Origin of the sequence: Halobacterium sp. CBA1126, from assembly GCF_009741975.1 — an archaeon.
GTDB lineage: Archaea > Halobacteriota > Halobacteria > Halobacteriales > Halobacteriaceae > Halobacterium.
Genome location: NZ_WPCF01000011.1, coordinates 1 through 22,671 on the forward strand (window position 1 = coordinate 1; position 22,671 = coordinate 22,671).

The 22,671-nt window shown below is 70.8% G+C and carries 24 protein-coding genes and 3 pseudogenes; 15 read left to right on the forward strand and 12 right to left on the reverse strand.

Annotation, left to right across the window (positions count from 1 at the left end; all coding sequences use genetic code 11):
* Positions 1–183 precede the first annotated feature (183 nt).
* The 3 genes from GJ634_RS02515 to GJ634_RS02520 form a co-directional block, all read right to left on the reverse strand.
* Positions 184–639, reverse strand: a complete 456-nt coding sequence (locus tag GJ634_RS02515; protein WP_157500389.1) for a pyridoxamine 5'-phosphate oxidase family protein — start codon at positions 637–639, stop codon at positions 184–186.
* 96 nt (positions 640–735) lie between these two features.
* Entirely contained in the window at positions 736–894 is a 159-nt protein-coding gene (locus GJ634_RS15285; protein ID WP_197425367.1) for a hypothetical protein, read from the reverse strand.
* Positions 895–1,008: 114 nt separating this feature from the next.
* A complete protein-coding gene (locus GJ634_RS02520) occupies positions 1,009–2,217 on the reverse strand; it encodes a hypothetical protein (protein WP_157500357.1) in 1,209 nt (402 codons plus the stop codon).
* Between the two features lie 106 nt (positions 2,218–2,323).
* Between GJ634_RS02520 and GJ634_RS02525 the strand changes: the two genes are divergently transcribed.
* The 4 genes from GJ634_RS02525 to GJ634_RS02540 are packed head-to-tail and all read left to right on the forward strand — an operon-like array spanning position 2,324 to position 4,882.
* Positions 2,324–2,818, forward strand: a complete 495-nt coding sequence (locus GJ634_RS02525; RefSeq protein ID WP_157500358.1) for a multiprotein-bridging factor 1 family protein — start codon at positions 2,324–2,326, stop codon at positions 2,816–2,818.
* A 51-nt stretch (positions 2,819–2,869) separates the two neighbouring features.
* Complete coding sequence (locus tag GJ634_RS02530; protein WP_157500359.1) at positions 2,870–3,994, forward strand: acyl-CoA dehydrogenase family protein; 1,125 nt, start codon at positions 2,870–2,872, stop codon at positions 3,992–3,994.
* A gap of 15 nt (positions 3,995–4,009) precedes the next feature.
* The gene (locus GJ634_RS02535; protein WP_157500360.1) at positions 4,010–4,321 is read left to right on the forward strand and encodes a hypothetical protein; all 312 of its coding nucleotides are present in this window, start codon (positions 4,010–4,012) and stop codon (positions 4,319–4,321) included.
* Positions 4,322–4,363: 42 nt separating this feature from the next.
* Positions 4,364–4,882 (forward strand): HAD hydrolase-like protein, encoded by a 519-nt coding sequence (locus tag GJ634_RS02540; protein WP_331713953.1) that lies wholly within the window; start codon positions 4,364–4,366, stop codon positions 4,880–4,882.
* On the opposite strand, the gene GJ634_RS02545 is transcribed toward GJ634_RS02540, so the two are convergent.
* Entirely contained in the window at positions 4,883–5,119 is a 237-nt protein-coding gene (locus tag GJ634_RS02545) for a DUF5822 domain-containing protein (protein WP_331713960.1), read from the reverse strand.
* A 91-nt stretch (positions 5,120–5,210) separates the two neighbouring features.
* Between GJ634_RS02545 and panB the strand changes: the two genes are divergently transcribed.
* Complete coding sequence (panB, locus tag GJ634_RS02550; protein ID WP_157500362.1) at positions 5,211–6,020, forward strand: 3-methyl-2-oxobutanoate hydroxymethyltransferase; 810 nt, start codon at positions 5,211–5,213, stop codon at positions 6,018–6,020.
* Here panB and GJ634_RS16840 read toward each other — a convergent pair.
* A pseudogene (locus GJ634_RS16840) lies at positions 6,017–6,801 on the reverse strand (alpha/beta fold hydrolase). The gene panB and the pseudogene GJ634_RS16840 sit on opposite strands and share 4 nt — an antisense overlap.
* A gap of 139 nt (positions 6,802–6,940) precedes the next feature.
* On the opposite strand from GJ634_RS16840, the gene GJ634_RS02560 reads away from it, so the two are divergent.
* Together GJ634_RS02560 and GJ634_RS02565 are read left to right on the forward strand one after the other, a co-directional pair.
* Complete coding sequence (locus GJ634_RS02560) at positions 6,941–7,195, forward strand: hypothetical protein (protein WP_157500363.1); 255 nt, start codon at positions 6,941–6,943, stop codon at positions 7,193–7,195.
* Positions 7,192–9,465: a CDC48 family AAA ATPase gene (locus GJ634_RS02565; protein ID WP_157500364.1), complete on the forward strand. Its 2,274-nt coding sequence runs from the start codon at positions 7,192–7,194 to the stop codon at positions 9,463–9,465. The genes GJ634_RS02560 and GJ634_RS02565 overlap by 4 nt, the downstream gene beginning before the upstream one ends.
* 231 nt (positions 9,466–9,696) lie before the next feature.
* Here GJ634_RS02565 and GJ634_RS02570 read toward each other — a convergent pair whose 3' ends face one another.
* The 3 genes from GJ634_RS02570 to GJ634_RS02580 all read right to left on the reverse strand — a co-directional run bounded on the left by GJ634_RS02570 (position 9,697) and on the right by GJ634_RS02580 (position 12,744).
* Positions 9,697–10,551, reverse strand: a complete 855-nt coding sequence (locus tag GJ634_RS02570) for a hypothetical protein (RefSeq protein ID WP_157500365.1) — start codon at positions 10,549–10,551, stop codon at positions 9,697–9,699.
* Positions 10,548–11,723, reverse strand: coding sequence for a DNA primase small subunit PriS (gene priS, locus GJ634_RS02575; protein WP_157500366.1), 1,176 nt, complete (start codon positions 11,721–11,723; stop codon positions 10,548–10,550). Before priS ends, GJ634_RS02570 begins: the two co-directional genes overlap by 4 nt.
* Before the next feature lie 541 nt (positions 11,724–12,264).
* Positions 12,265–12,744, reverse strand: coding sequence for an N-acetyltransferase (locus tag GJ634_RS02580; protein WP_331713955.1), 480 nt, complete (start codon positions 12,742–12,744; stop codon positions 12,265–12,267).
* A gap of 87 nt (positions 12,745–12,831) precedes the next feature.
* On the opposite strand from GJ634_RS02580, the gene GJ634_RS02585 reads away from it, so the two are divergent.
* The 4 genes from GJ634_RS02585 to GJ634_RS02600 are packed head-to-tail and all read left to right on the forward strand — an operon-like array spanning position 12,832 to position 16,606.
* Positions 12,832–13,596 (forward strand): DUF502 domain-containing protein, encoded by a 765-nt coding sequence (locus GJ634_RS02585; RefSeq protein WP_157500367.1) that lies wholly within the window; start codon positions 12,832–12,834, stop codon positions 13,594–13,596.
* Positions 13,593–14,003 carry an archease gene (locus tag GJ634_RS02590; RefSeq protein ID WP_157500368.1) on the forward strand — a complete coding sequence of 137 codons (411 nt, stop codon included), beginning with the start codon at positions 13,593–13,595 and terminating at the stop codon, positions 14,001–14,003. Before GJ634_RS02585 ends, GJ634_RS02590 begins: the two co-directional genes overlap by 4 nt.
* 38 nt (positions 14,004–14,041) lie before the next feature.
* A complete protein-coding gene (locus GJ634_RS02595; RefSeq protein WP_331713956.1) occupies positions 14,042–15,064 on the forward strand; it encodes a DoxX family protein in 1,023 nt (340 codons plus the stop codon).
* 45 nt (positions 15,065–15,109) lie between these two features.
* Positions 15,110–16,606, forward strand: coding sequence for an RtcB family protein (locus tag GJ634_RS02600; RefSeq protein ID WP_157500369.1), 1,497 nt, complete (start codon positions 15,110–15,112; stop codon positions 16,604–16,606).
* On the opposite strand, the pseudogene GJ634_RS15830 reads toward GJ634_RS02600, so the two are convergent.
* A pseudogene (locus GJ634_RS15830) lies at positions 16,607–17,028 on the reverse strand (hypothetical protein).
* A gap of 181 nt (positions 17,029–17,209) precedes the next feature.
* On the opposite strand from GJ634_RS15830, the gene GJ634_RS02610 reads away from it, so the two are divergent.
* Both GJ634_RS02610 and GJ634_RS02615 read left to right on the forward strand, forming a co-directional pair.
* Entirely contained in the window at positions 17,210–18,061 is an 852-nt protein-coding gene (locus GJ634_RS02610) for a translation initiation factor eIF-2B (RefSeq protein WP_157500370.1), read from the forward strand.
* Between the two features lie 103 nt (positions 18,062–18,164).
* Positions 18,165–18,650, forward strand: coding sequence for a hypothetical protein (locus tag GJ634_RS02615; protein ID WP_157500371.1), 486 nt, complete (start codon positions 18,165–18,167; stop codon positions 18,648–18,650).
* 19 nt (positions 18,651–18,669) lie between these two features.
* Here the strand turns inward: GJ634_RS02615 and trmB are convergent, their stop codons facing one another.
* The 3 genes and pseudogenes from trmB to GJ634_RS16570 form a co-directional block, all read right to left on the reverse strand.
* Positions 18,670–19,731 carry an HTH-type sugar sensing transcriptional regulator TrmB gene (gene trmB / locus GJ634_RS02620; protein WP_157500372.1) on the reverse strand — a complete coding sequence of 354 codons (1,062 nt, stop codon included), beginning with the start codon at positions 19,729–19,731 and terminating at the stop codon, positions 18,670–18,672.
* A 46-nt stretch (positions 19,732–19,777) separates the two neighbouring features.
* Complete coding sequence (locus tag GJ634_RS02625; protein ID WP_157500373.1) at positions 19,778–20,527, reverse strand: proteasome assembly chaperone family protein; 750 nt, start codon at positions 20,525–20,527, stop codon at positions 19,778–19,780.
* A gap of 36 nt (positions 20,528–20,563) precedes the next feature.
* Positions 20,564–21,913, reverse strand: a pseudogene (locus GJ634_RS16570) (bifunctional metallophosphatase/5'-nucleotidase).
* 96 nt (positions 21,914–22,009) lie between these two features.
* Between GJ634_RS16570 and GJ634_RS02635 the strand changes: the two are divergent.
* Both GJ634_RS02635 and GJ634_RS02640 read left to right on the forward strand, forming a co-directional pair.
* Positions 22,010–22,246, forward strand: a complete 237-nt coding sequence (locus GJ634_RS02635) for a DUF5816 domain-containing protein (RefSeq protein ID WP_157500374.1) — start codon at positions 22,010–22,012, stop codon at positions 22,244–22,246.
* Positions 22,247–22,356: 110 nt separating this feature from the next.
* Positions 22,357–22,665: a hypothetical protein gene (locus tag GJ634_RS02640; protein WP_157500375.1), complete on the forward strand. Its 309-nt coding sequence runs from the start codon at positions 22,357–22,359 to the stop codon at positions 22,663–22,665.
* Positions 22,666–22,671 lie beyond the last annotated feature (6 nt).

Here is a 22,671-nt window from a genome sequence, read left to right on the forward strand (position 1 = left end):
GTCGGCGGCCGCGACGCTCGTGGAGACGTCGCTGATGGTGGTGTTCGCGCGCTCGGAGAGGTCGGCGACGGGGCAGACCGCGGGCGCGGGGAACTCGACGGTGACCCGAATCCCACCGGACATTACCACGGCGTTGGCCGCGTCCGCACTTGAGCGTGCGGGTCCCGGGAGAAACAGCGCGGGTCAGTCGTGGCGGTCGGAGAGCTCGATGTGGCGGCCGCTGACGTTCTCCGCGCGGAGTTCGTACAGCTGGATGTCGAGGTCGGGCTTGGACTCGCCCCAGATCTCGAACAGCGGGCGCTTGGCGTCGCCGTACTGTTCGACGTGCTCGACGGTCATCTCGTCGCGGGGAATCTCGACGAGCGTGCCGGTGACGACGACGCTGCGGTACGTGGGTTCGTCCTCCTCGTAGACGACGAGGCGGGCGTCCGGGTTCGAGGAGAGGAACGCGCGCTTCTCGCTCTCGGGCGTGGAGACCAGGCGGAGGTAGAACTTCCGGTCGTCGGCGTCGTAGCCGTACGAGATGGGGATGGCGTACGGGTCGTCGTCGCGGGCGAGCGAGAGCACGCCCGTCTCGTGGCGGCCGAGGAGCGCGTCCGTGTCCGACCGCGTCATCTCGGTCTGCTTCTCCAGGGCCATCGTAGACATGTCGGGCTTGTTCGGCAGTATCTTTATACTTGCCTATCTGGCGAGCCGAAAACGGAGCGCCGTGCGAGGAGTCGCGGCCCGTGGTCGTCACTCGGGGGCGTCGACGGGGGAGAACGCGTCGGTGGTGACCGAGGCCCCGCAGACGACGCACCCGTTGTCCACGAGGGCGTCCCGCATCGCGGGGTTGACCGCCATCGACTCCCCGCAGCTCGGGCAGACGAAGGTGAACTCCTCACTGGCGCTCATCGCTACCTGAGCGTATGCTCGCTCGGGGTAAATGAACCCCCCTGTTTCCAAACGTCTGAGAACAACTCCCGCGGGGTCAGCGGAGCCGGTCGGCGAGCCCCGAGACGCTGCGCTTCAGCCGGGAGACGCGCTCGCCGACGACGGGAAGCGACCGCGGGAGTCACTCGAGCGCTCCGGGAGGCTCGCGCGGAGGTGGTGGCGGACGACGACCAGCGCCGCCGCGACGACCAGCACGGGGAAGCCCGCCAGCGCGGCCAGCGACAGCGGCTCGACCGACGGCGACACCTGCACGCCGAGGCCGTACGCGACGTAGACGCAGCCGACGAGCACGGCGACGGTGGCGGCGGCGACGGCGAACCCGAGCCGCCGAGTGCGGGCGGCGAGGTGCGTGCAGAACGCTTCGACCTTCCCCGCGACGTGCGCGGCGGCGTCGCTCCGGGACTCGGTCGCACCTGCGCGCCGGACTGCGGCGGTCTGTTCGCGCGTGAACGCCGCGAGACCGGGACGGGGTGCGACGGCGCCGTGGACGACCACGCCCGCGGCGACGGCGGTGCCGACGGCGACCGCCGCGACGCCCGCGCTGACCGGTTCCGTGAGCACGAGGCGGTCGCCGCTCGGTGGCCGGAAGACGGCGACGACGGCGAGCGTCGCGGCGAGCAGGAACGCCGCGAGGCCGAGCACGCGCCACGCCACCGCGCGCACGCCGTCGAGCGCGTCGAGGTGGGCGTCGAGGACGGTCTCCGTGCCGGTGACCGCGGGCGCGCCCGAGTCGACCGGTTCGGGGTCCGGGCGGCGGTCCCCAGGCGTCCCGCCGGGCGGCACGTCGAACGCGAGCGGGTTCTCGACGGCGTCCTCGACGAGGCGCGCGGGCGTCGTGTACTCCGCGCGGAGGTCGGCGGCGACGCCCGCCGGAAGCCGGTAGAGGGAGTCGTCGCGGCGCGCGTCGTCCATCCCCAGCGAGAGCAGGGAGACGTGGTCGAGGGCGGGCTGGACGTTCGTCAGCGTGACGACGCCCCACTCGCCGGCCGGCGCTGCGAGGTCCGTGTAGCGGGCGACCTCGTCGCTGTCCGCGGTGGTCGCCCACACCTGTCCGACGCAGCGCAGCCCGAACTCCCGGTGGAAGAACACGTAGTCGCCGCGGTCGAGGTCGGCGAGGACGTCCGTGTCGCGGGTCGCCCACGCGTGCGTGTCGGCGAGACTCCGGAGGAGGCCCGAGACCGCGGGCGGCGCCGCGGCGGTCGCGTACCCCTCCCCGAAGGCGTCGGTGAGGTCCTCGCTGTTCAGCGAAGCGAGGTAGACGCTGTCGGCGAAGTCGGCAGGCATACGGGAGCGCTGACGCCCCGGGTACTTAACTGTCGCCCGCGAGATTTCCCGCGCATTCGGCCGGCAAGCGGGGTATTGAAATGGTGGCACGTCCATACGGCAGGGTATGCCGAAGTATTCGACCGGCGGCGGCAGCGGCGGCGGGGGCGGACAGACCTGCGAGCTCTGCGGGTCGTCCGCCGACTCCCTCCGCACGGCGGACGTCGCGGGGGCGGAGCTGACGGTCTGCCCCGACTGCGCGAGCAGCCACGACGAGAGCCCCGACCGGAGTCCCGACGAGGACCAGCAGCGCAAGAAGCAGGCCGCACAGAACACGGCCCGGGCGCTCGACCAGGCGACCGGCGACTCCAGCCACTGGGAGGAGAACGGGACCGACTACGACCGCGACCAGCTCCCGTACCTCGTCTCGGACTACGGCGAGCGCGTCGTCCGCGCGCGACAGGAGGCCGGCCTCCAGCGCGAGGAACTCGCCGAGGAGCTCGACATCGAGGAGTCGGACCTGCTGGCGGTCGAACAGGGCCGCGCGACGCAGGCCAACGTCGGCGGCTCCGTGGTCGCGGCGCTGGAGGACCGCCTCGACGTGGAGCTCAGCGACGAGTAGCCGCGGCCGGGAATCAGTCATCTTTTTTCAGGCGAGACGCGAACGGGCGGTATGGACCTCTCCGCCGAGCAGCGCCAGATGCGGGACGCCGTCCGGGAGTTCGCCGCCGAGGAGATTCGCCCGACGGCGGCCGACGCCGACCGCGAGCAGGAGTTCCCGGAGGCCGTCTGGGACGGCCTCGCGGAGCTCGGCGCGACCGCGATGACCGTCCCGGAGGCGTACGGCGGCCTCGACGTGGACACCCTCACGTACAGCGTCGTCAACGAGGAGGTCGCGTACGGCTCGCTGGCGGTGGCGACCGCGCTGTCCGTGCACTGCCTGGCCACCTCCTGCGTCGCGGAGTTCGGGAGCGACGACCTCAGAGAAGAGTGGCTGCCCGAGATGGCCGACGGCCGGCCGGTGGGCGCGTTCGCGCTCTCGGAGCCCGACGCCGGCTCGAACCCCGCGCAGATGACGACCGAGGCGGTCCGGGACGGCGACGAGTACGTGCTGAACGGGAAGAAGCAGTGGATCACGAACGGCCAGCGCTCGGGCGTCGCCATCGTGTTCGCGAAGGTCGACGGCGACGACGACGAGATTACGCAGTTCCTCGTGCCCAAAGACGCGGCGGGCGTCGAGGTCGGGAAGAAGGAGGACAAGCTCGGGCTGCGCGCCAGCGACACCACGAGCCTGCTGTTCGACGACTGCCGGATTCCCGCCGACTACCGGCTCACCGAGGAGGGGAAGGGGATGTCGGCGGCGCTGCACATCCTGAACGGCGGCCGCATCGGCATCGCGTCGCAGGCCGTCGGGCTCGCGCAGGCAGGCCTCGACGCCGCGACCGCGTACGCCGACGAGCGCGAGCAGTTCGACCGGAAGCTCTCCGAGATACAGACCATCCGCCACAAGCTCGCGGACATGGAGACGCAGACGCAGGCCGCGCGGCTGCTCGCGCGGGACGCCGCCCGGAAGGCCGACGCCGGCGAGGACCACCGCGCCGCCGCGGCGAAGGCCAAGTACTTCGCCAGCGAGGCCGCCGTCGACGTCACCAACGAGGCCGTCCAGATTCACGGCGGCTACGGCTACACCACGGAGTTCGACGTCGAGCGGTTCTACCGCGACTCGAAGATCACGACCATCTACGAGGGGACCTCCGAGATCCAGAAGGAGGTCATCGCGCGCGGGCTACTGGACTGAACGGCCCCACGACCTTTGGGCGAGCGCGCCGACGCCCCGACCGTAAACGACTCCGAAGACTGGGAGCAGGACGTCGTGGAACCGGTGCTGCGGGTGCTCCACCAGGCGGGCGTCGCCGTCACCGCGGACGTCGTGGCGACGAACCTCGACGCCGTGCTCGACGACGCGCCGTCCGCCGCCGAAGTGGACGCCGCGCTCGCGGAGCTCGTCGAGGACGACCTCGTGCGGCCGTTCGCGGACGCCGACGGCTACTACGTCATCACGGACCGCGGCAGCGGCCACGTCGGCAACGAGCTCGACGAGGAGGGGTTCGGGTTCGTCGACTGACCCACCGAAGTGCCTAACCGCCGGCGCGTCGAACCCGGAGGCGTGACTGACTACGACGCTGTCGTCTACGACCTCGACGGGACGCTCGTCCGGCTCTCGGTCGACTGGGCGGTCGTCGAGCGGGAGGTCGCCGACCGGCTCCGCGAGGCGGGCGTCGACCCCGGGCCGTACGACATGTGGGAAATGCTGGACGCCGCCGAGGACGCGGGCGTCGGCGGCGACGTCCACGAGCTCATCGCGAGCTACGAGCGCGACGGCGCGACCCGCGCGGAGCGGCTGCCCGGCGCGGACGAGCTCGCGGCCCTGGACGTGCCCGCGGCGGTCTGCTCGCTGAACTGCGAGGCCGCGTGCCGCACCGCGCTCGACCGCCACGACCTCCTCGACTCGTTTCGCGTGGTCGCGGGCCGGGACACGGTGCCGGCACGCAAGCCCGACCCGCGGGCGCTGACGTGGGTGCTGGACGAACTCGGCGTCGCGCCCGGGGACGCGCTGTTCGTCGGGGACTCCGCCTCGGACGAAGTGACCGCCGAGCGCGCCGGCGCGGCGTTCCGCTGGGCGTAGCTACTCGGCGGCGTTCCGCCGGGCGTACCAGTACGTCGCCAGCGCCGTGAGCAGCCAGACGACCGCGCCGACGCGCACCGCGAAGGAGACGCGGGACGCCCACGTCGGCAGCGCGTAGAACAGCGAGAGGGCGACCACCGCGGGCGCGCCGACGACGATGGTGAGCACGAACGTCGTCTGCATCACCCAGCCGTAGTCGACGCCCTCCGGGTCGGTCTCCTCCTGTAGCTCCGGCACACGCGAGAGCACGGCGGCCCGCGCCATAACTTCCCCGTTGTGCGGCGCCGGTTCGCGTACGTTTATTGCGGCCGCGGCGCGACCACGGAGTATGCCGACCGTCCGAGACGTCCGTCGCGCGGGCGAGGAGCCGATTACGATGCTGACCGCGTACGACGCGCCGACCGCCGGCGTGGTCGACGACGCGGGCGTCGACGTGATTCTCGTCGGCGACAGCGTCGGGAACGCGCGCCTCGGCTACGACACCACGCTCCCGGTGACCGTCGAGGAGATCGAGAGCGCGACCGCCGCCGTCGCCCGCGCCACCGAGGACGCGGTCGTCGTCGCGGACATGCCGTTCCTGAGCGTCGGCGTCGACGAGAGCGAGAGCGTCGAGCACTGCGGCCGGATGCTGAAGGAGGCGGACGCCGACGCCGTGAAACTGGAGTGCGGCCCCCACACCGTCGACCTCACCGAGCGCCTGTCGGACCTCGGGATTCCCGTAATGGCCCACCTCGGGCTCACGCCCCAGCACGTCAACCGGCTGGGCGGCTACTTCCGGCAGGGCACCGACCAGAGCGCCGCCGAGCGCATCCTCGACCTCGCGCGCGAGCACGAGGCCGCGGGCGCGTTCTCGCTCGTGCTCGAGCACGTCCCCGCGAACGTCGCCAGCGACGTCACCGACGCGCTCTCCATCCCCACCATCGGCATCGGCGCGGGCCCGGACACCGACGGGCAGGTGCTCGTCGTGGACGACGTGACGGGCCTCTCCGAGCGCAGCCCGCCGTTCGCCGAGCAGTTCGGGGACGTGCGCGGGGAGATGGAGTCGGCGGTAGGGGAGTACGTCGACGCGGTCGAGAGCGGTGACTTCCCGAGCGAGGAGCACAGCCACGTCGAGGACGACGTCGACGACCTCTACTAGCGCGCGTTCTCGTCCAGGAACTCGGTGACGGCGTCGTCGAACGCCTCGGGCGCTTCGAGCATCGAGAGGTGGGCGGCGTCGGGGACGGTCGTCCACGCCCCGTCTTGCACGTGTTCTGCGACGTACTCGTGGTACTGCGGGGGCGTGAGGCGGTCGTACTCGCCCGTGAGCGCGAACGTCGGCGCCTCGATTTCGCCGAGGCTGTCGCGGACGTCGAAGGTGTGACAGGACAGGAAGTCGCGCTCGACGACCGCCCGGCCCGCCGCGCGCATCGCCGCTTCGGAGACCTCGCGCTCGCGCTCGCCGGCGTCGTGGAAGAGCATGTCCTCGCGGTGGAGGTACTCGACGGCGCGCGCGAAGCCGCCGTGCTCGCCGGCCAGCCAGTCGCGGAGTTCGTCCAGCACGGAGAGCTTCGCCCCGGAGCCCGCGAGCACCACGCGTCGGCGTCGAAGCCGCCGAGGACGGCGCGGAGGACGACGGCGCCGCCGAGGCTGTTCCCCGCGAGCACGCTGGCGTCCACCTCGTCGGCAACCGCTCGCACGTCAGCGACGTACGCGTCGAGGGTCTCGGGGCCGGGTTCGGCGTCGACGTCGTCGCTGTCGCCGTGGCCGCTGAGGTCGACGGCCGCGACCGGGCGCTCCCCGGAGAGCCGGGCGAGCTGTGCCTTCCAGACGGCGTGCGTGCCGCCGCTGCCGTGGACGCAGAGCAGCGGCGCGCCGTCGCCCCCGCGGTCCTCGACCCGGTAGGCGGTCGCGCGGCCGTCGTGGGTGACCGTCTGCATGGTTCCGGCGAGGGCCACCAGCGCCAAAACACCTACGGAGGTGTGAACCGCAATTCTACCTGTCGCGCAGTCGCCGCACCGTCCCCCACCGACCGCCGACAACCTTATAAGTGTCCGACGATAACTTTACGTTAGTCAAATGAATCCGAAATCCTTCACCGAGCAACTCGACGCGCCGGCTCGTCGGTTCGACTACGACGACGAGACCGTCCTCGTCGCCGACCTCGGCGTCGACGACGACGCGGTCTCCGTCGACGTCGTCGACGACACCGTCATCGTGGTCGTCGAAACCGGCGACGACGAGCCGCGCCAGCACGAGTTCGACGTGCCCGCCGGCGCAGTCTCGAAAGCGCTTATCAACAACGGCGTCGTCACCGTCGAGGTGGAACGATGAAACTCACGGTCAAGCCGCTCAAGCAGAAGGACGCAGGCCGCGGATTGGCCGCCATCGACCGCGCGGCGATGGAGGAACTCGACCTCGAGAACGGCGACTACGTCGTCCTCAACAGCGACCAGGGCCGCGCCGTCGCCCGCGTCTGGCCGGGCTACCCCGAAGACGAGGGCGAGGGCATCGTCCGCATCGACGGCCGCCTCCGCCAGCAGGCCGACGTCGGCATCGACGACAGCGTCGCCGTCGAACCCGCGGATATCAAGCCCGCTAGCGCGGTCACCGTCGCGCTCCCGCAGAACCTGCGCGTGCGCGGCGACATCACGCCGATGGTCCGGGACCGCCTCAGCGGCCGCCCCGTCACCACCGGCCAGACCATCCCCATCTCCTTCGGCTTCGGCGGGATGAGCACGGTCTCCGGTCAGCAGATCCCCGTCAAGATCGCCGACACCGACCCCGACGGCACGGTCGTCGTGAGCAACGACACCGACATCCAGGTGTCCGAGCAGCCCGCCGAGGAGATCGCCGCGGGCGCCGGCGGCGGCGAGGGCGGCGACAGCACGCCGAACGTCGCCTACGAGGACATCGGCGGCCTCGACCGCGAGCTCGAACAGGTCCGCGAGATGATCGAGCTCCCGATGCGCCACCCCGAGCTGTTCCAGCAGCTCGGCATCGAACCGCCGAAGGGCGTGCTCCTGCACGGCCCGCCGGGCACCGGGAAGACGCTCATCGCGAAGGCCGTCGCGAACGAGATCGACGCGCACTTCCAGACCATCTCCGGCCCCGAGATCATGTCGAAGTACTACGGGGAGAGCGAGGAGAAGCTCCGCGAGGTCTTCGACGAGGCCGAGGAGAACGCGCCCGCCATCGTCTTCATCGACGAGATCGACTCCATCGCGCCCAAGCGCGGCGAGACGCAGGGTGACGTCGAGCGCCGCGTCGTCGCGCAGCTCCTGAGCCTCATGGACGGCCTCGAGGAGCGCGGCGACGTCACGGTCATCGCGGCGACGAACCGCGTCGACGCCATCGACCCCGCGCTCCGCCGCGGCGGCCGCTTCGACCGCGAGATCGAGATCGGCGTCCCCGACAAGGACGGCCGCACGGAGATCCTGCAGGTCCACACCCGCGGCATGCCCCTCGCCGACGAGATCGACATCGACGAGTTCGCCGAATCCACGCACGGGTTCGTCGGCGCGGACATCGAGAGCCTCGCGAAGGAAGCCGCGATGAACGCGCTCCGGCGCGTCCGCCCGGACATCGACCTCGAAGCCGACGAGATCGACGCGGAGCTCCTCGAGTCCATCCGCGTCACCGAGGACGACTTCAAGAACGCGCTGAAGGGCATCGAGCCCTCCGCGCTCCGCGAGGTCTTCGTCGAAGTCCCCGACATCACGTGGGACGACGTCGGCGGCCTCGAGGACACCAAGGAACGCCTCCGCGAGACCATCCAGTGGCCGCTCGACTACCCCGAGGTCTTCGAAGCCATGGACCTCGAATCCGCGAAGGGCGTGCTCCTCTACGGCCCGCCCGGAACCGGGAAGACGCTGATGGCGAAAGCCGTCGCCAACGAGGCCAACTCGAACTTCATCTCCGTGAAGGGCCCCGAGCTCCTCAACAAGTACGTCGGGGAGTCCGAAAAGGGCGTCCGCGAGGTCTTCGAGAAGGCCCGCTCGAACGCCCCCACGGTGGTGTTCTTCGACGAGATCGACTCCATCGCCGGCGAACGCGGCGCCAACATGGGCGACTCCGGCGTCGGCGAACGCGTCGTCAGCCAGCTGCTCACGGAGCTCGACGGCATCGAAGAGCTCGAGGACGTCGTGGTCGTCGCGACCACGAACCGCCCCGACCTCATCGACAGCGCGCTGCTCCGCCCCGGCCGGCTGGACCGCCACGTCCACGTCCCCGTGCCGGACGAGGACGCCCGCCGCGCCATCCTCGAGGTCCACACGCGGGACAAGCCGCTGGCCGACGACGTCGACCTCGACGACATCGCCAGCGACACCGACGGCTTCGTCGGCGCCGACCTCGAAGCGCTCGTCCGCGAAGCCACCATGAACGCCACCCGCGAGTTCGTCAACTCCGTCGACCCCGAGGAAGCCGCCGAATCCGTCGGCAACGTCCGCATCACCGCCGAGCACTTCGACGAAGCGCTCTCGGACATCTCGCCGAGCGTCGACGAAGACGTCCGCGAACAGTACGACGAACTCGAGGAGAAGTTCGAGAAAGCAGCCACCCCCGACGACGAAGCAGCCCACACCCCCGGGGCGTTCCAATAGTACCTTTTTTGCGCTCGGGTTTCCTCGCTCGCGGCCTCCGGCCACTCGCTGCGGGAACCACTCGCGCAAAAAATCTACGCTAAAAAAGCCCGCTCGCCGCAGGCGAGCGGTGAAACGCGCGGCTCCGCCGCGCGTATGCTACTGACTAAACCCCCCCTCTTTCGCTGTTCACTTCGCGTGAGCGACTGCGGCGCTACGTGCGGTAGAATACAGTTTCGGCGCTGAGCGGCGTCAGTCCAGTTTCTCGGCGGCGTCTTTCTCGACGAGCGGCTTCGCGTTCTCCTCGGGCAGGGTCACGACGTCCTCGGCTTCGAGCGTGTACGGGCGTTCGTCCACGCCGAAAATCTCGCCGACGTCGTCGGTGACGCGCACCTTCGTCCGGGACACGTCGTCCTCGGAGTCCGCGGCGTCCTGCTCGTCGTCCGCCGCGTCGTCGCCAGTGACGCGTTCGAGGTCGTCGGCGGCTGCCTCCGGCGGTTCGGGGTCGGCGGGTACTTGGTCTGACTCGGGGGCGTCCTCCGCAGCGTCCGGCTCCGGGGTCGGCTCCTCGTCCGCGTCGTCGAGCCCGCCGCCCATCGCGGCCGCCGCGGACGAATCCTCGCCGGACGGTTCCGGCGCGGGGTCCGTCGGCGTCTCGTCGGCGGTGTCGCCGAGCGGCTCGGACGCGGCGTCGTCGAGGTCGGTACTCGACGGCTCGGCGTCGCCGGAGATGACGTCGAGGACGTGGCTCTTGTTCGCCTCGATGCGCTCGACGAGGTCGCCGTAGAGCGCGCGCTCCTCCTCGGTGAGCCCCTCCACGTCGTCGGGCATCCCCGCGGCCGCGAGGCTCGCCTGCTTGACGAGCTTCCCCATGCGGCGCTCGTAGATGGCCTCCGCGACCTGCTCGGCGGTCTCGATCTTGTCCGTGAGCTCCTGGACCTCGGGGTCGCCGAACGGGTCGTCGGCGGCGCTCGCGGCGGCCTCCCGCTGCTCTTTGAGGTCCGCGATGTACGCCGCGACGTCCCCGTAGAACGAGTCCCGGAGCTCCTGGAGGCCGTCGGTCGCGCGCTCGCGGGTCTGGGCCGCGCGTAGGTCTTCGAGGTTCATTCTTTGGCTTTCTCCGCGGTGCCGCGGGCCATCAGGAAGACGCCCGCGTACTCTGGGACCGAGACCACGCCCGGTCGCACCGTAAGCGTTTCCCCGAGCAGCTCCAGCGTGCGCTCCTCCTGCACGTCGACGGTGATCTCGTGGCCGACGAACGTCTCGGGGACGGCGTCGACCAGCGGGTCGAAGTCGTCCAGCTGCTCGCGGGAGAGCCGCCGCACGCGCAGCCCGCTCCCGCCGTGCAGCGTCCCGGGCAGCCGAATCAGGCGGTTCGTGTCCGTCGTCACGGGCTCGTCGATGGGCGCGTTCTCCGCCTCGACGGTCTCTTCGACGTACTTCCGCGCGACCTTCAGGAACGCCGGGTGGACGTCGACGTTCCCGCGCTTGACCGCCTCGGTGTTGTTCGCGACGGCGTTGTAGATGGCGCGCGCGGACTTCTCCCCGACGCCCTCCATCTCGGCGAGGTACTCGACGGCGTCGTCCTCGCCGCGCTCGAGCAGGTCGTCGGCGAACTCACCGAGGCGCTCGGTGACCCGGCGCCCCCAGCCGCCGTCCGCGGGCAGCACGCGCTTGTTCGTCGGGTTCTTCAGCCCGAGCCCCTCGACGGTCTCCTCGCGCACGAGCGACTCGAGGTCGAGCTCGTTCCCCCGCACGTAGTCCACGATTTCACGGCGCTGCTCGCGCTCGAGGTCGTGGACGCCCTCGTCGCGGACGTGGACGTGGTAGCCGCGGCCGCCCGAGAACGTCACCGTCAGGTCCTCGAACCCGAAGTCCCGTTCGAGGAAGTCGAGCAGCCGGTAGAGGGCGTCCTTGCACTTCGCGAGCATCTGCGCGTACGTGTCCTCGCCGAGGGTCACGCTCGGCAGGTGGTCGGCGTCCAGGTCGAACACCAAGTCCGAGCCCTGCCAGTGCTTCTGCTCCATCGTCGACGCACCCGGCGTCTCGTAGAACCCCGCCGAGAAGTAGACGTGACGGGGGCGCTCCCGCTCGAGGAACGCCTTCGTGTTCCCAAGGTCGAGCGTGGACTTGTGCCGGACCATCGTCGTGTCCGGCCCCGACGTCCACGGGATGTACCCCCACTCGCGGTCGTCGGCGCGCGGCGGGAGCTCGACCTCCGAGCGGCGGTAGAAGTCACCGAACCGCCCCCGGAGATACGCGCGGGTCCGTTCCTCCATGTCGGGAAACGGGTACGCCGACCGCGGGTAAAACCGTGTCGTCTCTCTCGTCTGTGTGGGTTGGCTCGTCCCGACAGTAGTGCACCCGACTTCTCGAAAGCCCCGGTGCTGTCGCGGTCGCTCGCGGACATATCTGCTCGCTACGCTCGCAGATAGTGGCCCGCGAGACGACCAAGCAAGCGCGACAGCACCGCCCCGTTCAGTCCACTCGTCACCAGTTGGGCAGCCGGTAATCGGGCGGATTGAACGGGGCGATACTCTGGACGAAGGCAGGCGACGCAAACACCGGAAGGAGCCCAGCTACTGAGGCGCGCAGCGAGCGCGAGGCCGACCAACGGGAGGTGGTTCGAGAAACGGCAGAGCCGTTTCTCGTCATGCCGAAAACCGAGGATTTTCGAGCACCTCGAACTGCTCGAACGGGGAACGTAGTGACCCGTGAGAGCCTCCCGAGTCCAGAGTAGCGGGGCTTTCGAGGAGACTTCGACGTCGCTGTCGAAGCCGTAGCTACGCGAAAAGCGGACTACACGGTCAGACGCGAGAACTACCGGCCGCGAAGCAGTTCCGAGATGCGGTCCCGGATGCGGGCGCGGTCGCCGAGCCGGAGGTAGTACGCGCCCTCGCCGTCCTCGTAGTAGTTGTCGATTTCGCGTTCGACGCTGAACCCGAGGTGTTCGTAGAAGGATACCGCGCTCTCGTTGCTCTGGCGGGCGTGACAGGACGCCTTCCCGGCGTCCTCGGTGACGCGCGCGACGAGGCGTTCGCCGTACCCCTCGCCGCGGAACTCGGGGGCGACCGCGAGAAACAGGATGTAGCCGTCCGACCGCGCCGCCGCGAAGCCGACCACGTCGTCGCCGTCGAGGAAGCAGTAGACCGTCGAGCGCCGGTAGGCGTTCGCGAAGAACCCCCGTCGCTGCTTGAGGAGGCCTTCGTCCTCGCGGATGCGTTCCTTGAGGTCCCACGCCTCGTCGAGGTGCTCGTCGCTCCCCGGCGGGACCACCCGCTCGTCGACTGTGACGCTCACTGCGAGACGGTAGCAGGCCAGCGAATATAATTCCACCGTCGCCGGACGCCGAAACGCTTTCACGCCTCCTCGTCGTCTCCGGGAACGATGCTAGGCGGCAGCCGCCCCGACGGCGAACGGATGCAGCGAGCCAGCGAGTCCGCGTACGACCGCGTCCGGGAGGCCGCGCTCACGGGCGTCACGGTCGTCGTGCCGCTGCTCGTGACCCTCTACGTGCTCTCTATCGCGGTCGGCGTCGTCGACGACCTTCTCGACCCGCTCGCGCAGCTGCTGGCGAGCACGAACGTGGCGCCGAACGCCTCCGAGGTCATCGTCGACCTCGTCGGGGTGCTCGTCGTCGTCGCCCTCACGCTGCTCGTCGGGTTCGCGGCGTCGTTCCGGTCCGGCGAGCGCGTGCTCGCGTACTTCGACGCGGTGCTCGAACGCATCCCGGGCGTCGGCGCCGTCTACAAGAGCTTCCGGCAGATGAGCGACGTGATGGTCGAGAGCGACGCGGACAACTTCCAGTCCGTGAAGCTCGTGGAGTTCCCGCACCAGGACGCGTACACGCTCGGGTTCCTGACGACGGAGACGCCGGCGGCCGTCGAGGACGCCGCCGGCCACGAGCGGATGCTGACGCTGTTCCTGCCGCTCGCGCCGAACCCCGTGATGGGCGGCCACCTCACGCACGTCCCCGAGGACCGCGTGATGGACGTCGACATGACCGTCGAGGAGGGGATGCGCGCGGTGGTGACGATGGGCGTCGCGGTGTCCTCCGAGGACAGCGGGACGGACGGGCTCTCCCGCGAGCGCCTCGAGCGGCTGACCGGCGAGGACGTGGCGCCGCCGCAGGCGTCGGAGGGCGCGGAATGAGCTACGAGCTCAAGGACCACACCGCCGACGTCGCCGTGGAAGCGACCGCGGACAGCCTCGGCGGCGTGTTCGCGGCAATCGCCGACGGGATGGCCGCGGCGATGACCGAGGACGCGCCGGCCGACGGCAGCCGGTTCACGTTCGAGGAGCGCGCGGAGAGTCGGGAGGCGCTGCTGTTCGACTACCTCGACCGCCTCATCTATGAGCGCGACGTCCGGAACGTCCTCCCGGTCGACCACCGCGCGACAGTCCGCGAGGACGGCGGCGAGTGGGTCGCGGCGGCGAGCGCGCGCGCCGTCCCGCTGAACGCGGTCGACGCCCGCGACCTGAAGGCGGTCACGTACTCGGAGATGGACCTCTCCGAGCGCGACTCGGGCTGGCACGCGTACGTGGTCTTCGACGTCTGACCCCGGCGCCCGACCTTTTTGCACTCGCGGCGCGTACAGTGCAGTATGCTCACAGGACCCACCGGCCACGTCACTACGTCGTCGACGGCGCGCCGTCGGTGCGCGCGCTGGAGTTCCTCGCGGACGTGCTCTCGCACCCGCTGAACGCCGTCCTCCTGCTCGGTGGCGGGCTCGGGGTCCTCGCGGCCGCGGCGGCGTACCTCCGCTACCGGCCGGCCGCTGCGGACGTGCGCGCGCTCCGCAGCACGCTCGCGGAGTACCACGCGTTCCTCCCGTGGATGCTCCGGCTGGCTGTCGGCCTGCCGCTGGTCGGCGCGGGGTTCGCGGGCTACTTCTTCTCCCCGTCGGTCGCGGCGCCGACCCGCGTCTTCCAGGTCGCGGTGGGGTTCTTCCTCCTGTTCGGGCTGGCGACGCGCGCCGTCGCGCTCGTCGGCCTCGTCGCGTACGTCGCGGGGCTGGCGGTCCGCCCGGAGCTCGTGCTCGCCAGCGAGTACGTCGGCGGGTTCCTCGGCGTGCTCCTGCTGGGCGCCGGCCGCCCGAGCGCCGACCACCTGCTCCAGCAGGTCGCGGCCGCCGACGGCACCGTCTACGGCCGCTTCGACCCGCTGCACCCGCTGGTTTCGAAGTTCAACGACGTCGTCGGCCCCTACGAGCAGTACGCGCCCACGGCGATTCGACTCGGCGTCGGGTTCAACTTCGCGCTGCTGGGGTTCTGGGAGAAGCTCGCGAACCCCGGCCCGGCGCTCGCCGTCGTCGAGAAGTACGACCTCACGGCGCTCGTCCCCGTCGACCCCGGGATGTGGGTCGTCGGCGCCGGCCTCACCGAACTCGCGGTCGGCGTGCTCCTGTTCGTCGGGCTGTTCACGCGCGCGACCGCCGCGGTCGCGTTCGTCGTATTGACGACGACGCTGTTCGGCCTGCCCGACGACCCCGTGCTCGCGCACGTCACCCTGTTCGGGCTGTCGTCGGCGCTGTTCGTCACCGGCGGCGGCCCGCTGTCGCTGGACGACCGCCTCGCCGCCGTCGCCGAACACTCGCCGCTGGCGACGTCGACGGAGTGACCGCCAGACGAAACGTATTCCCGGGTTCCGCGCCCATCGCCGAGTATGAACACGTTCGACGCCGACGGCGTCACGCTCCGAGAGGTCGAGGACGACGTCTGGGAGCTCGACGGCGACGACGAGATGCGGGTGCCCGCTCGCGTCTTCGCCAACGAGACCCTGCTCGAGGACATCCAGAACGACAAGACCCTCCAGCAGCTCCGGAACGTCGCCTGCATGCCGGGCGTGGTCGCGCCCGCGCTCTGCATGCCGGACGGCCACCAGGGGTACGGCTTCCCGGTCGGCGGCGTCGCCGCCTTCGACGCCGAGGACGGCTACATCTCGCCCGGCGCGGTGGGCTTCGACATCAACTGCGGCGTCCGCATGGTGAAGACGAACCTCACCTACGAGGACGTCCGCGGCCGCGAGGAGGAGCTCGTGGACGCGCTCTTCGACGCCGTGCCGACGGGCCTGGGCGGCGGCGGCGTCCACGACGGCAGCCACGGCGACCTCGAGGCCGCGCTCGACCGCGGCGTCGACTGGTGCGTCGAGGAGGGGTACGCGGTCCGCGAGGACCGCCTGCACTGCGAGGACGAGGGGCGGCGCCCGGACGCCGACCCCTCGGCGATATCGAAGAAGGCCAAGGACCGCGGCGCGAACCAGATGGGGTCGCTGGGCTCCGGGAACCACTTCCTCGAGGTCCAGCGCGTCACCGACGTCTTCGACGACGCCGCCGACGAGTTCGGGCTCAGCGAGGACCAGATCGTCGTCCTCGTCCACTGCGGCTCCCGCGGGCTCGGCCACCAGGTGTGCTCTGACTACCTCCGGCGCATCGAGCAGGAGTACCCGGACTTCACCGAGTCGCTGCCGGACAAGGACCTCGCCGCGGCGCCCGCCGGCTCGGCGCTCGCCGACGACTACTACGGCGCGATGTGCGCGGCCATCAACTTCGCGTGGGTGAACCGCCAGCTCATCACGCACGCCGTCCGGGAGACGTTCGCGGACGTCTTCGACACCGACTGGCGGGCCCTGGAGATGGACCTCCTCTACGACGTCGCGCACAACATCGCGAAGCGGGAGGCCCACGACGTCTACGAGACCGAGGACGGCTACAGCCTCGACGGCGACGGCGAGCGCGTCCAGCGCGACCTCTACGTCCACCGGAAGGGCGCGACGCGCGCGTTCCCCGCCGGCCACCCCGAGGTGCCGAACGCGTACCGCGACGTCGGCCAGCCCATCATCATCCCCGGGAGCATGGGCGCCGGCAGCTACGTCCTGAAGGGCGGGTCGAAGTCGCTGACGCGGTCGTTCGGCTCCACCGCCCACGGCGCGGGTCGCCTGATGAGCCGCACGCAGGCCAAACGCGAGTACGGCGGCGGCGAGGTGCAGGCGGACCTCCGCGAGCAGAACGAGATCTACGTGAAGGCCGCCTCCGGCGACACCATCGCCGAGGAGGCCCCCGGCGTCTACAAGGACGTCGACGAGGTGGTCGGCGTCTCCGACGCCCTCGACATCGGCGACCTCGTCGTGCGGACGTTCCCCGTCGCGAACATCAAGGGGTAGCTACCGCGAGAACCCCGGGCCGTCCGGCCCCCGCGGACCGCTCGGCGCCCCTCCTTCCGCCAACTGCACGTACTCGGACTCGGGCTGCCCGCTGACCTCCTCGCCGTCGACGCTTCGCCGTCTGCCTGAGGCGTCTTCGACGCCTCTCCGTCCTCGTAGCGCACGAAGTTCAGGTAGAACGGCTCCCCGCAGCCCGGTTCGCCGTCCTCGTCTGAGTCGGGCGGGTGCGACCAGTCGGCGTCGTCCCGCCCGCAGACGAACTTCACGCCGTCCGCCGCGTCGCTCTCGTAGTCATCACCAGGGGAGACGTACGTCCACCCCTCCAGCGGGAACGGCGTCACGGACTTGTCCGCGAGGTAGGGGTCGCGGTCCAGCTCGGCGACGGCGCCACAGCGCGGACAGTAGTACGACACGGCGACCATGCGCGGCGGTTCGCACTCCGTGGGCTTAGGCGTCTCGCCCGGGAGCGCGCCGCACGAGCGTGAAGCCGACGGCCTGGTGGACTGTGAGGGCGACAACCGAGCGAGCGGCGTACAGCGCCGCTCGCGAGGGAGGAGGGCTCACTCCGGAAGACATTAGGACGGACCCGCGGATGCATCGGGTATGATAGACGAGACTGCCGAGGAGATTCGCGAGATGCGGACCCACTCCTCCTCGGTCGTCGCCGTGAAGGCCGCTCGCGCGCTCCGGGACCTCATCGACAACGACTACCCGACCGTCGAGGAGTACGTGCGAGCGCTGGAACGGAACAGCAACGCGCTCCGGCGCGCGAACCCCTCGCACGCGTCGCTGGTGACGACCCAGCGCGAGGTCGTCGAGCGCGTGCGGGACGCCGACCCCGCCTCGGTCGCGGAGGCCAAGGAGGTGACCGCGGCGGCCATCGACGACGTCGTGGAGTCCGTCGAGAGCGCGAAACACGAGGCCGCGGCGACGCTGGCCGACCGCATCGACGACGGCCAGACGCTGCTCACCCACGACTACTCCTCGACGGTGCTGGAGGCCCTCGAGACGGCGGCGAAGAACGGCAAACACCTCGAGGTGTTCGTGACGGAGGCCCGCCCCCGCCACCTCGGCCGGAAGACCGCGCGGACGCTGGCGGCCATCGACCGCATCGAACCGACGCTCATCGTCGACGGCGCCTCCGGCTACTACCTCGGGGACTGCGACCGCGTCCTCCTCGGGATGGACTGCATCGTCGGTGACACGTACTACAACCGCGTCGGCACGTACCCGCTCGTGGCGACGGCCGCCGACGCCGGGACGCCGGTCTCCGTCGCGGGGGCGAGCGCGAAGCTCGTGGAGGAGGGGTTCCGCTTCGAGAACGACTTCCGGGACGCCAGCGAGGTCATCCGCGAGCCCCCGGAGGGCTTCGACGTGAAGAACCCCGCGTACGACGCGACGCCGACGCGCCTGCTGGACGCCGTCGTGACCGACGAGGGAGTCCGCGAGTACTAGCCGGCGGGAGAAGCACGCCCTCGGCCGAATTTTGAACCGGGTACAGCAGACGCGCCGCGCGCGTCGCCGGAACGACTAACGGCGTGGCGGCGAACGACCGCGTATGTGGCGCGCCGACGCCGACCGGGTCTGGGACCACCTCGCCGGGGACCGCCGCCCGCGGCGGCTCGTCGTGCTCTGTGCCGTCGCCCTCGTCAGCGTGGCGTCCGTCGCGTTCCTGCTCGGGCTGAACGTCAGGCTCTACGACTTCGTGGGCTGGCTCGTCGTCGTCCCCGGAATCGCCGTCGCCGGCGGGATTCTCGGTGCGGGCCTCGTACCGACTATCGGCTCGCTGTGGCTCGTCGGCGCCCGGGGGTACGTCTTCCCGCCGCTGGTCGGGTACGTCACGGGCGAATGGGCGGGCGCCGGCCGGTACACCCACCCGAGGATGCTCGGGTTCGCGTACGGCTCCGCTCGCGCCGAACTCCGCGGCGGCGTCGAGACGAGCCTCGACACCGGACTGGTGCTCGCGGTCGTCGTGGGCGTCCTCAGCTACGCTGTGGGCGTCGCCGCGAGAAAACTGGCCGCGCGCGTCGAGTCGTCGCCGTGACTGGCGCGCCCCGAGAGCGCTACTCCCGCGGCGGGTGCTCGCGGGCGAGCGTGATTTCGTGGGCTTCGACGTCCTCGTAGGCGGCGACGCGGCCGCCGACGTCGACGCGCCCGGCGTCGGTCTCGAGGACGAGCGTCGCGACCTCCTCGGTCTCCTCGAACTTCGTCTCGACGACGCGGCCGCGGTCGGTGCGGGCGTCCCCGGAGAGCACGTCGCGGCCGTGGACGGTCGCGTACACGTCGCCGTCGAGCGTCTGGAGGTCCTTCACGCAGCGCCGGATGGAGGCGTACGTCCGCGGGAGTTCGACGTCGACGGTGGTCTCGCTCTCGTGGAGGGTCTCGTTGGCGGTCGACCAGATGACGGTGCCGAAGAACCCGGAGACGAGGAACCCCAGCGCCGACCGGTTGAAGATGACGCCGTACTTCTCGGGGTCGTCGCGGACCGCGCCCTGCGTCGCGTACACGGAGTACTGGCCGTCGGCGACCGCGAGGACGGGCGTCGTGACGCCGCGGCGGCCGCGCGCGGTGGTCGCGAGCTCGTCGTAGTCGAAGCTCTCGGGGCCGGGGGCGTTCCGCACGGGCGCGACCACGAGGTCGATGCTGACGCCGCGCTCGCTGGCGGCCTCGAGGTCGTCCGCGAACCGCTCCAGCAGCCCCGGCGTCAGCGAGCAGACGAGCTCGAACTCCGCGCTGTCGATGACGTCGCCGAAGTACCGCAGAATCGTCGACCGGGACTTCACCAGCGACACCGCCTCCGTCTCGCGGGCGGGCGTGGTGTACGCCTCCTCGAGGGAGGCGACCATCTCCGCGAAGCTCGTCTGGAGGTCCGCGAACGCCTCCTCGGGGTCGATGGCGACGACCTTCATCGGGCGGGACTCCCGTAGCTCCACGAGCCCGCGGTCGCCGAGGCTTCGCACCGTGTCGTACACCCGGGGTTGGGGGATTTCGGTGCGGTCGGCGATCTCGCTCGCGGTGAGTTCCCCGTGCCGCAACACCGCGAGGTACGCCTCGATCTCGTACTCCCCGAGGTCGAACCCCGCGCCGACTCGTTCGACCGTCTCGCGGAGGTCCTCGTCGCTCATACGGCCACCCACGGCGACCCCGCTCTTTTACCCTGCGGTCGCGGCGTCACATGTACATCCGGTCGTCGGGGCGCTCGTCCTCGGCGCGCTCGACGCGCTCGCTCAGCTCCTCGTAGTGCTGGGCGACCTCCGCGGCGAACGCCTCCAGCGGCCCGGTGTCGACGGCGAGGTCGTAGACGTCGCTGACGGCGTCCACGAGCCGAATCGCGGCTTCGACGTCCGGCGCCTGCGCGTGGACGGGCGTCGTGAACACGCACGCTCGCCGCGGGCTGTCGATGCCCCGCGAGAGCAGCTCGGCGTTCACGCCGTCGAGGAAGCCGTTGCCCATCGGCGGCACGCCGGCGTCCGCGAGGCGGGCCTCGCGGTAGTCCTCGGTCGCGATGTAGAACGTGCGGTGGGCGTCCGGACCGTGGGCGACGGGGACGCCGGAGAGCACGGCGGTCTCCGCGACGCCGTTGCGGTCGAGCCACGCGGAGAGCGCGTCGGTGAACGCGCCGGCGACGGACACCGGCACGAACAGCTCGCCGACGAGCACGGTGACGTCGACGTCGGGCTTCGAGAAGAACCGCGTGTGGTGGCGCGGCGTCCCGTTCTCGAACGGCGTGATGGCGGGGAGGCCGTCGACGGCGACGTGGCCGGTCTGTTCGAGCTCGAGGTGGTCGACGAGGAAGTCCGCGGCCGTCAGGCCGGCGAGCCCGAACTCCGAGAACCCGCAGAGGAGCGCGTCGCTGGGCTGGGCGTCGTGCGTGAACTCGAACTCGGGGCGGCGGCCGGCGGCTGGAGCGGCGTCTGCCATACGGGGACGACGGCGACCAACCCCTTATCGGTTCGGTCAGTCGTCGGCGCGGAACCTGACCCGCCCCTCGATTTCGGGGTCGATGCCGTGTTCGCGGGCGTACTCGGCGAGCACCTGGTGTTGGACGTCGAGGCGGTCGACGCGGTGGGCTTCGTCGAGCGCGGGGAACTCGTCGTCCGTGTAGAAGAGGTAGTCCGTGGTCGCGAGCGAGTACGTCGCGCCGGGGTCGACGGGCTCGCCGCCGACCCGGACGTCCAGCAGGTCGTCGCTGGCCTCGTCCCACGCGACCTCCGCGCCGGAGACGTGGGCGTGCCACCAGTCGGGTTCCGCGAACCCGAGCGACCCGCCCTTCGCGCCGCGGAACACGTCCAGCAGCTCCACGCCCGTGAGTTCGGCGACCGAGACCGGCTCCTCGAAGGGGACGACGCGTGACGAGGTCCGCGACCGTCACGTCGCCCCGCGATGGCGGGGCCGTCCCGGGACGCCGCCGGAGTTCTGGAGCGCGACGTCGGCGTCCGCGGCCCACCGGTAGGCGTCCGCGACGAAGTTCCCGATGCGGGACTCCCCGCGGAACAGCGTCGACTCGGTTCGCTCCATCGGCTCGGCGACGTGCGCGACGGTGTCGTTCAGTCCCGTCTCGGCCATGCGCTCGCGGAGCCGGGCCGCCAGCGGCTCGTGAACGGGCGCGTCCGCGACGACGTGCCGGGTGACCTCGCCGGCCTCGAGGTCGACTTCGAGGACGACCTCGCCGCCAGAACCGGGTCGGGTGAGCAGCGTGTCGTCGAGGCGTTCGACGCGCTCGGCGGGGACGTGGCCGCCGAGCACCGCGTCCACGTCCGTCGCGGCGGCGAGCTCCTCGTCGCCCCGGCCGAGGTGCGAGAGCGCGACCACGTAGTCCGCGCCGGCCTCGCGGAGCTGTTCGCTCGCCTCACGCGTGGCCGCGACGGGGTCGGTGACCGTGAGGTCGCCCGCCATCGGGTTCAGGGACGGCGTGGCGTCGTCGAGCACGCCGACGAAGCCGACGCGCGCGCCGCCGACTTCGAGCGTCGTCCACGGGTCGACGCCGGCGACGCGGTCGCCGTCCCGGTAGACGTTCGCGGACACCCACGTCTGCGGGGAGTCGGCGACGATGTCGCCGGTGACGTCGGCGCCGTAGTCGAAGTCGTGGTTGCCGAACGTCTCCACGTCGGGGTCGACCGCGTCGTAGAGGTCCAGCGCCTGCCGGCCCTCCGTCACCAGCGAGAGCACGCCCGGGGCCGTGTTGTCCCCGGAGCCGGCCGCGAGCGCGTCGCCGCGGCCGCGGAGCACGCTGGCGAGCCGCCCGGCCTGCTCGGGCGTGTCGTAGACGTTCTCGAGGTCGGAGTAGTGGAGAATCCGGACCGCCATTACCCGACCGGACGCCGGCGGCGGGGAAGAGCGCTTCGATGGCCGGGGCTCGTCGGGACGGACAGGGCTAAATGGGCCACCGGGCTACGGGGAGGTATGTTCACGGTGACGACCGACGACGGCACGTTCCACGTCGCCGACGACGAGGGCGAGCGCGGTCAGGACGGCCCGTTCTTCGTCGTCTACCGGACCGCGGACCGGGAGCGTCGGTACGGCTACTACTGCTCGAACTGCGAGTCCATCGACGTCGCCATGGACTCGATGCGCCGCATCAAGTGCAACGACTGCGGGAACTTCACGAAGCCCGACGAGTGGGACTCCGCCCACGAGTAGTCGACAGAACGCAGTTTTTCGCCGCTCGTTCCGGACGTTCGTCGAATTGTATCGGCAGTTCCGAGAACGGCAGGAAAGCTTATTACGGAGGCCGCCGACGGTACGATTGCATGGGGACTGTTACCACCCCTCCCGACGAGCAGGCCCGGTCGATATTCGACGACCTCGGGTACAGCCTCGCTGGCGACGGCGCGGAGTTCTCCGCCACCCGCGACTGGAAGGAGATACGCGTGACAGCCGTCACAGACCGAGTCGAGGCCGACCACGACAGCGGCTATCGCTGTTTCGTGACGTGGGCCGAGAACACCGACGCGCTCGAGCGACAGCTGCGTCGGCTCGACCCGCCCTACGAGTGGGCGGTGATGGGCGTCGAGGAGGACGGTGACTACGAGGTAGCGCGCGCCCCGCCGGTCGCGTAGGCGCGC

Bases quoted from the DNA above. Each gene is read 5' to 3' on its own strand.
- GJ634_RS02625 (WP_157500373.1), bottom strand. From the start codon at position 20,527: ATGGCAGACGCCGCTCCAGCCGCCGGCCGCCGCCCCGAGTTCGAGTTC.
- panB (WP_157500362.1), top strand. From the start codon at position 5,211: ATGCCGACCGTCCGAGACGTCCGTCGCGCGGGCGAGGAGCCGATTACG.
- GJ634_RS02640 (WP_157500375.1), top strand. From the start codon at position 22,357: ATGGGGACTGTTACCACCCCTCCCGACGAGCAGGCCCGGTCGATATTC.
- trmB (WP_157500372.1), bottom strand. From the start codon at position 19,731: ATGAGCGACGAGGACCTCCGCGAGACGGTCGAACGAGTCGGCGCGGGG.
- priS (WP_157500366.1), bottom strand. From the start codon at position 11,723: ATGGAGGAACGGACCCGCGCGTATCTCCGGGGGCGGTTCGGTGACTTC.
- GJ634_RS02525 (WP_157500358.1), top strand. From the start codon at position 2,324: ATGCCGAAGTATTCGACCGGCGGCGGCAGCGGCGGCGGGGGCGGACAG.
- GJ634_RS02520 (WP_157500357.1), bottom strand. From the start codon at position 2,217: ATGCCTGCCGACTTCGCCGACAGCGTCTACCTCGCTTCGCTGAACAGC.
- GJ634_RS02565 (WP_157500364.1), top strand. From the start codon at position 7,192: ATGAAACTCACGGTCAAGCCGCTCAAGCAGAAGGACGCAGGCCGCGGA.
- GJ634_RS02590 (WP_157500368.1), top strand. From the start codon at position 13,593: ATGAGCTACGAGCTCAAGGACCACACCGCCGACGTCGCCGTGGAAGCG.
- GJ634_RS02530 (WP_157500359.1), top strand. From the start codon at position 2,870: ATGGACCTCTCCGCCGAGCAGCGCCAGATGCGGGACGCCGTCCGGGAG.
- GJ634_RS02600 (WP_157500369.1), top strand. From the start codon at position 15,110: ATGAACACGTTCGACGCCGACGGCGTCACGCTCCGAGAGGTCGAGGAC.
- GJ634_RS02515 (WP_157500389.1), bottom strand. From the start codon at position 639: ATGGCCCTGGAGAAGCAGACCGAGATGACGCGGTCGGACACGGACGCG.
- GJ634_RS15285 (WP_197425367.1), bottom strand. From the start codon at position 894: ATGAGCGCCAGTGAGGAGTTCACCTTCGTCTGCCCGAGCTGCGGGGAG.
- GJ634_RS02635 (WP_157500374.1), top strand. From the start codon at position 22,010: ATGTTCACGGTGACGACCGACGACGGCACGTTCCACGTCGCCGACGAC.
- GJ634_RS02570 (WP_157500365.1), bottom strand. From the start codon at position 10,551: ATGAACCTCGAAGACCTACGCGCGGCCCAGACCCGCGAGCGCGCGACC.
- GJ634_RS02560 (WP_157500363.1), top strand. From the start codon at position 6,941: ATGAATCCGAAATCCTTCACCGAGCAACTCGACGCGCCGGCTCGTCGG.
- GJ634_RS02610 (WP_157500370.1), top strand. From the start codon at position 17,210: ATGATAGACGAGACTGCCGAGGAGATTCGCGAGATGCGGACCCACTCC.
- GJ634_RS02615 (WP_157500371.1), top strand. From the start codon at position 18,165: ATGTGGCGCGCCGACGCCGACCGGGTCTGGGACCACCTCGCCGGGGAC.
- GJ634_RS02585 (WP_157500367.1), top strand. From the start codon at position 12,832: ATGCTAGGCGGCAGCCGCCCCGACGGCGAACGGATGCAGCGAGCCAGC.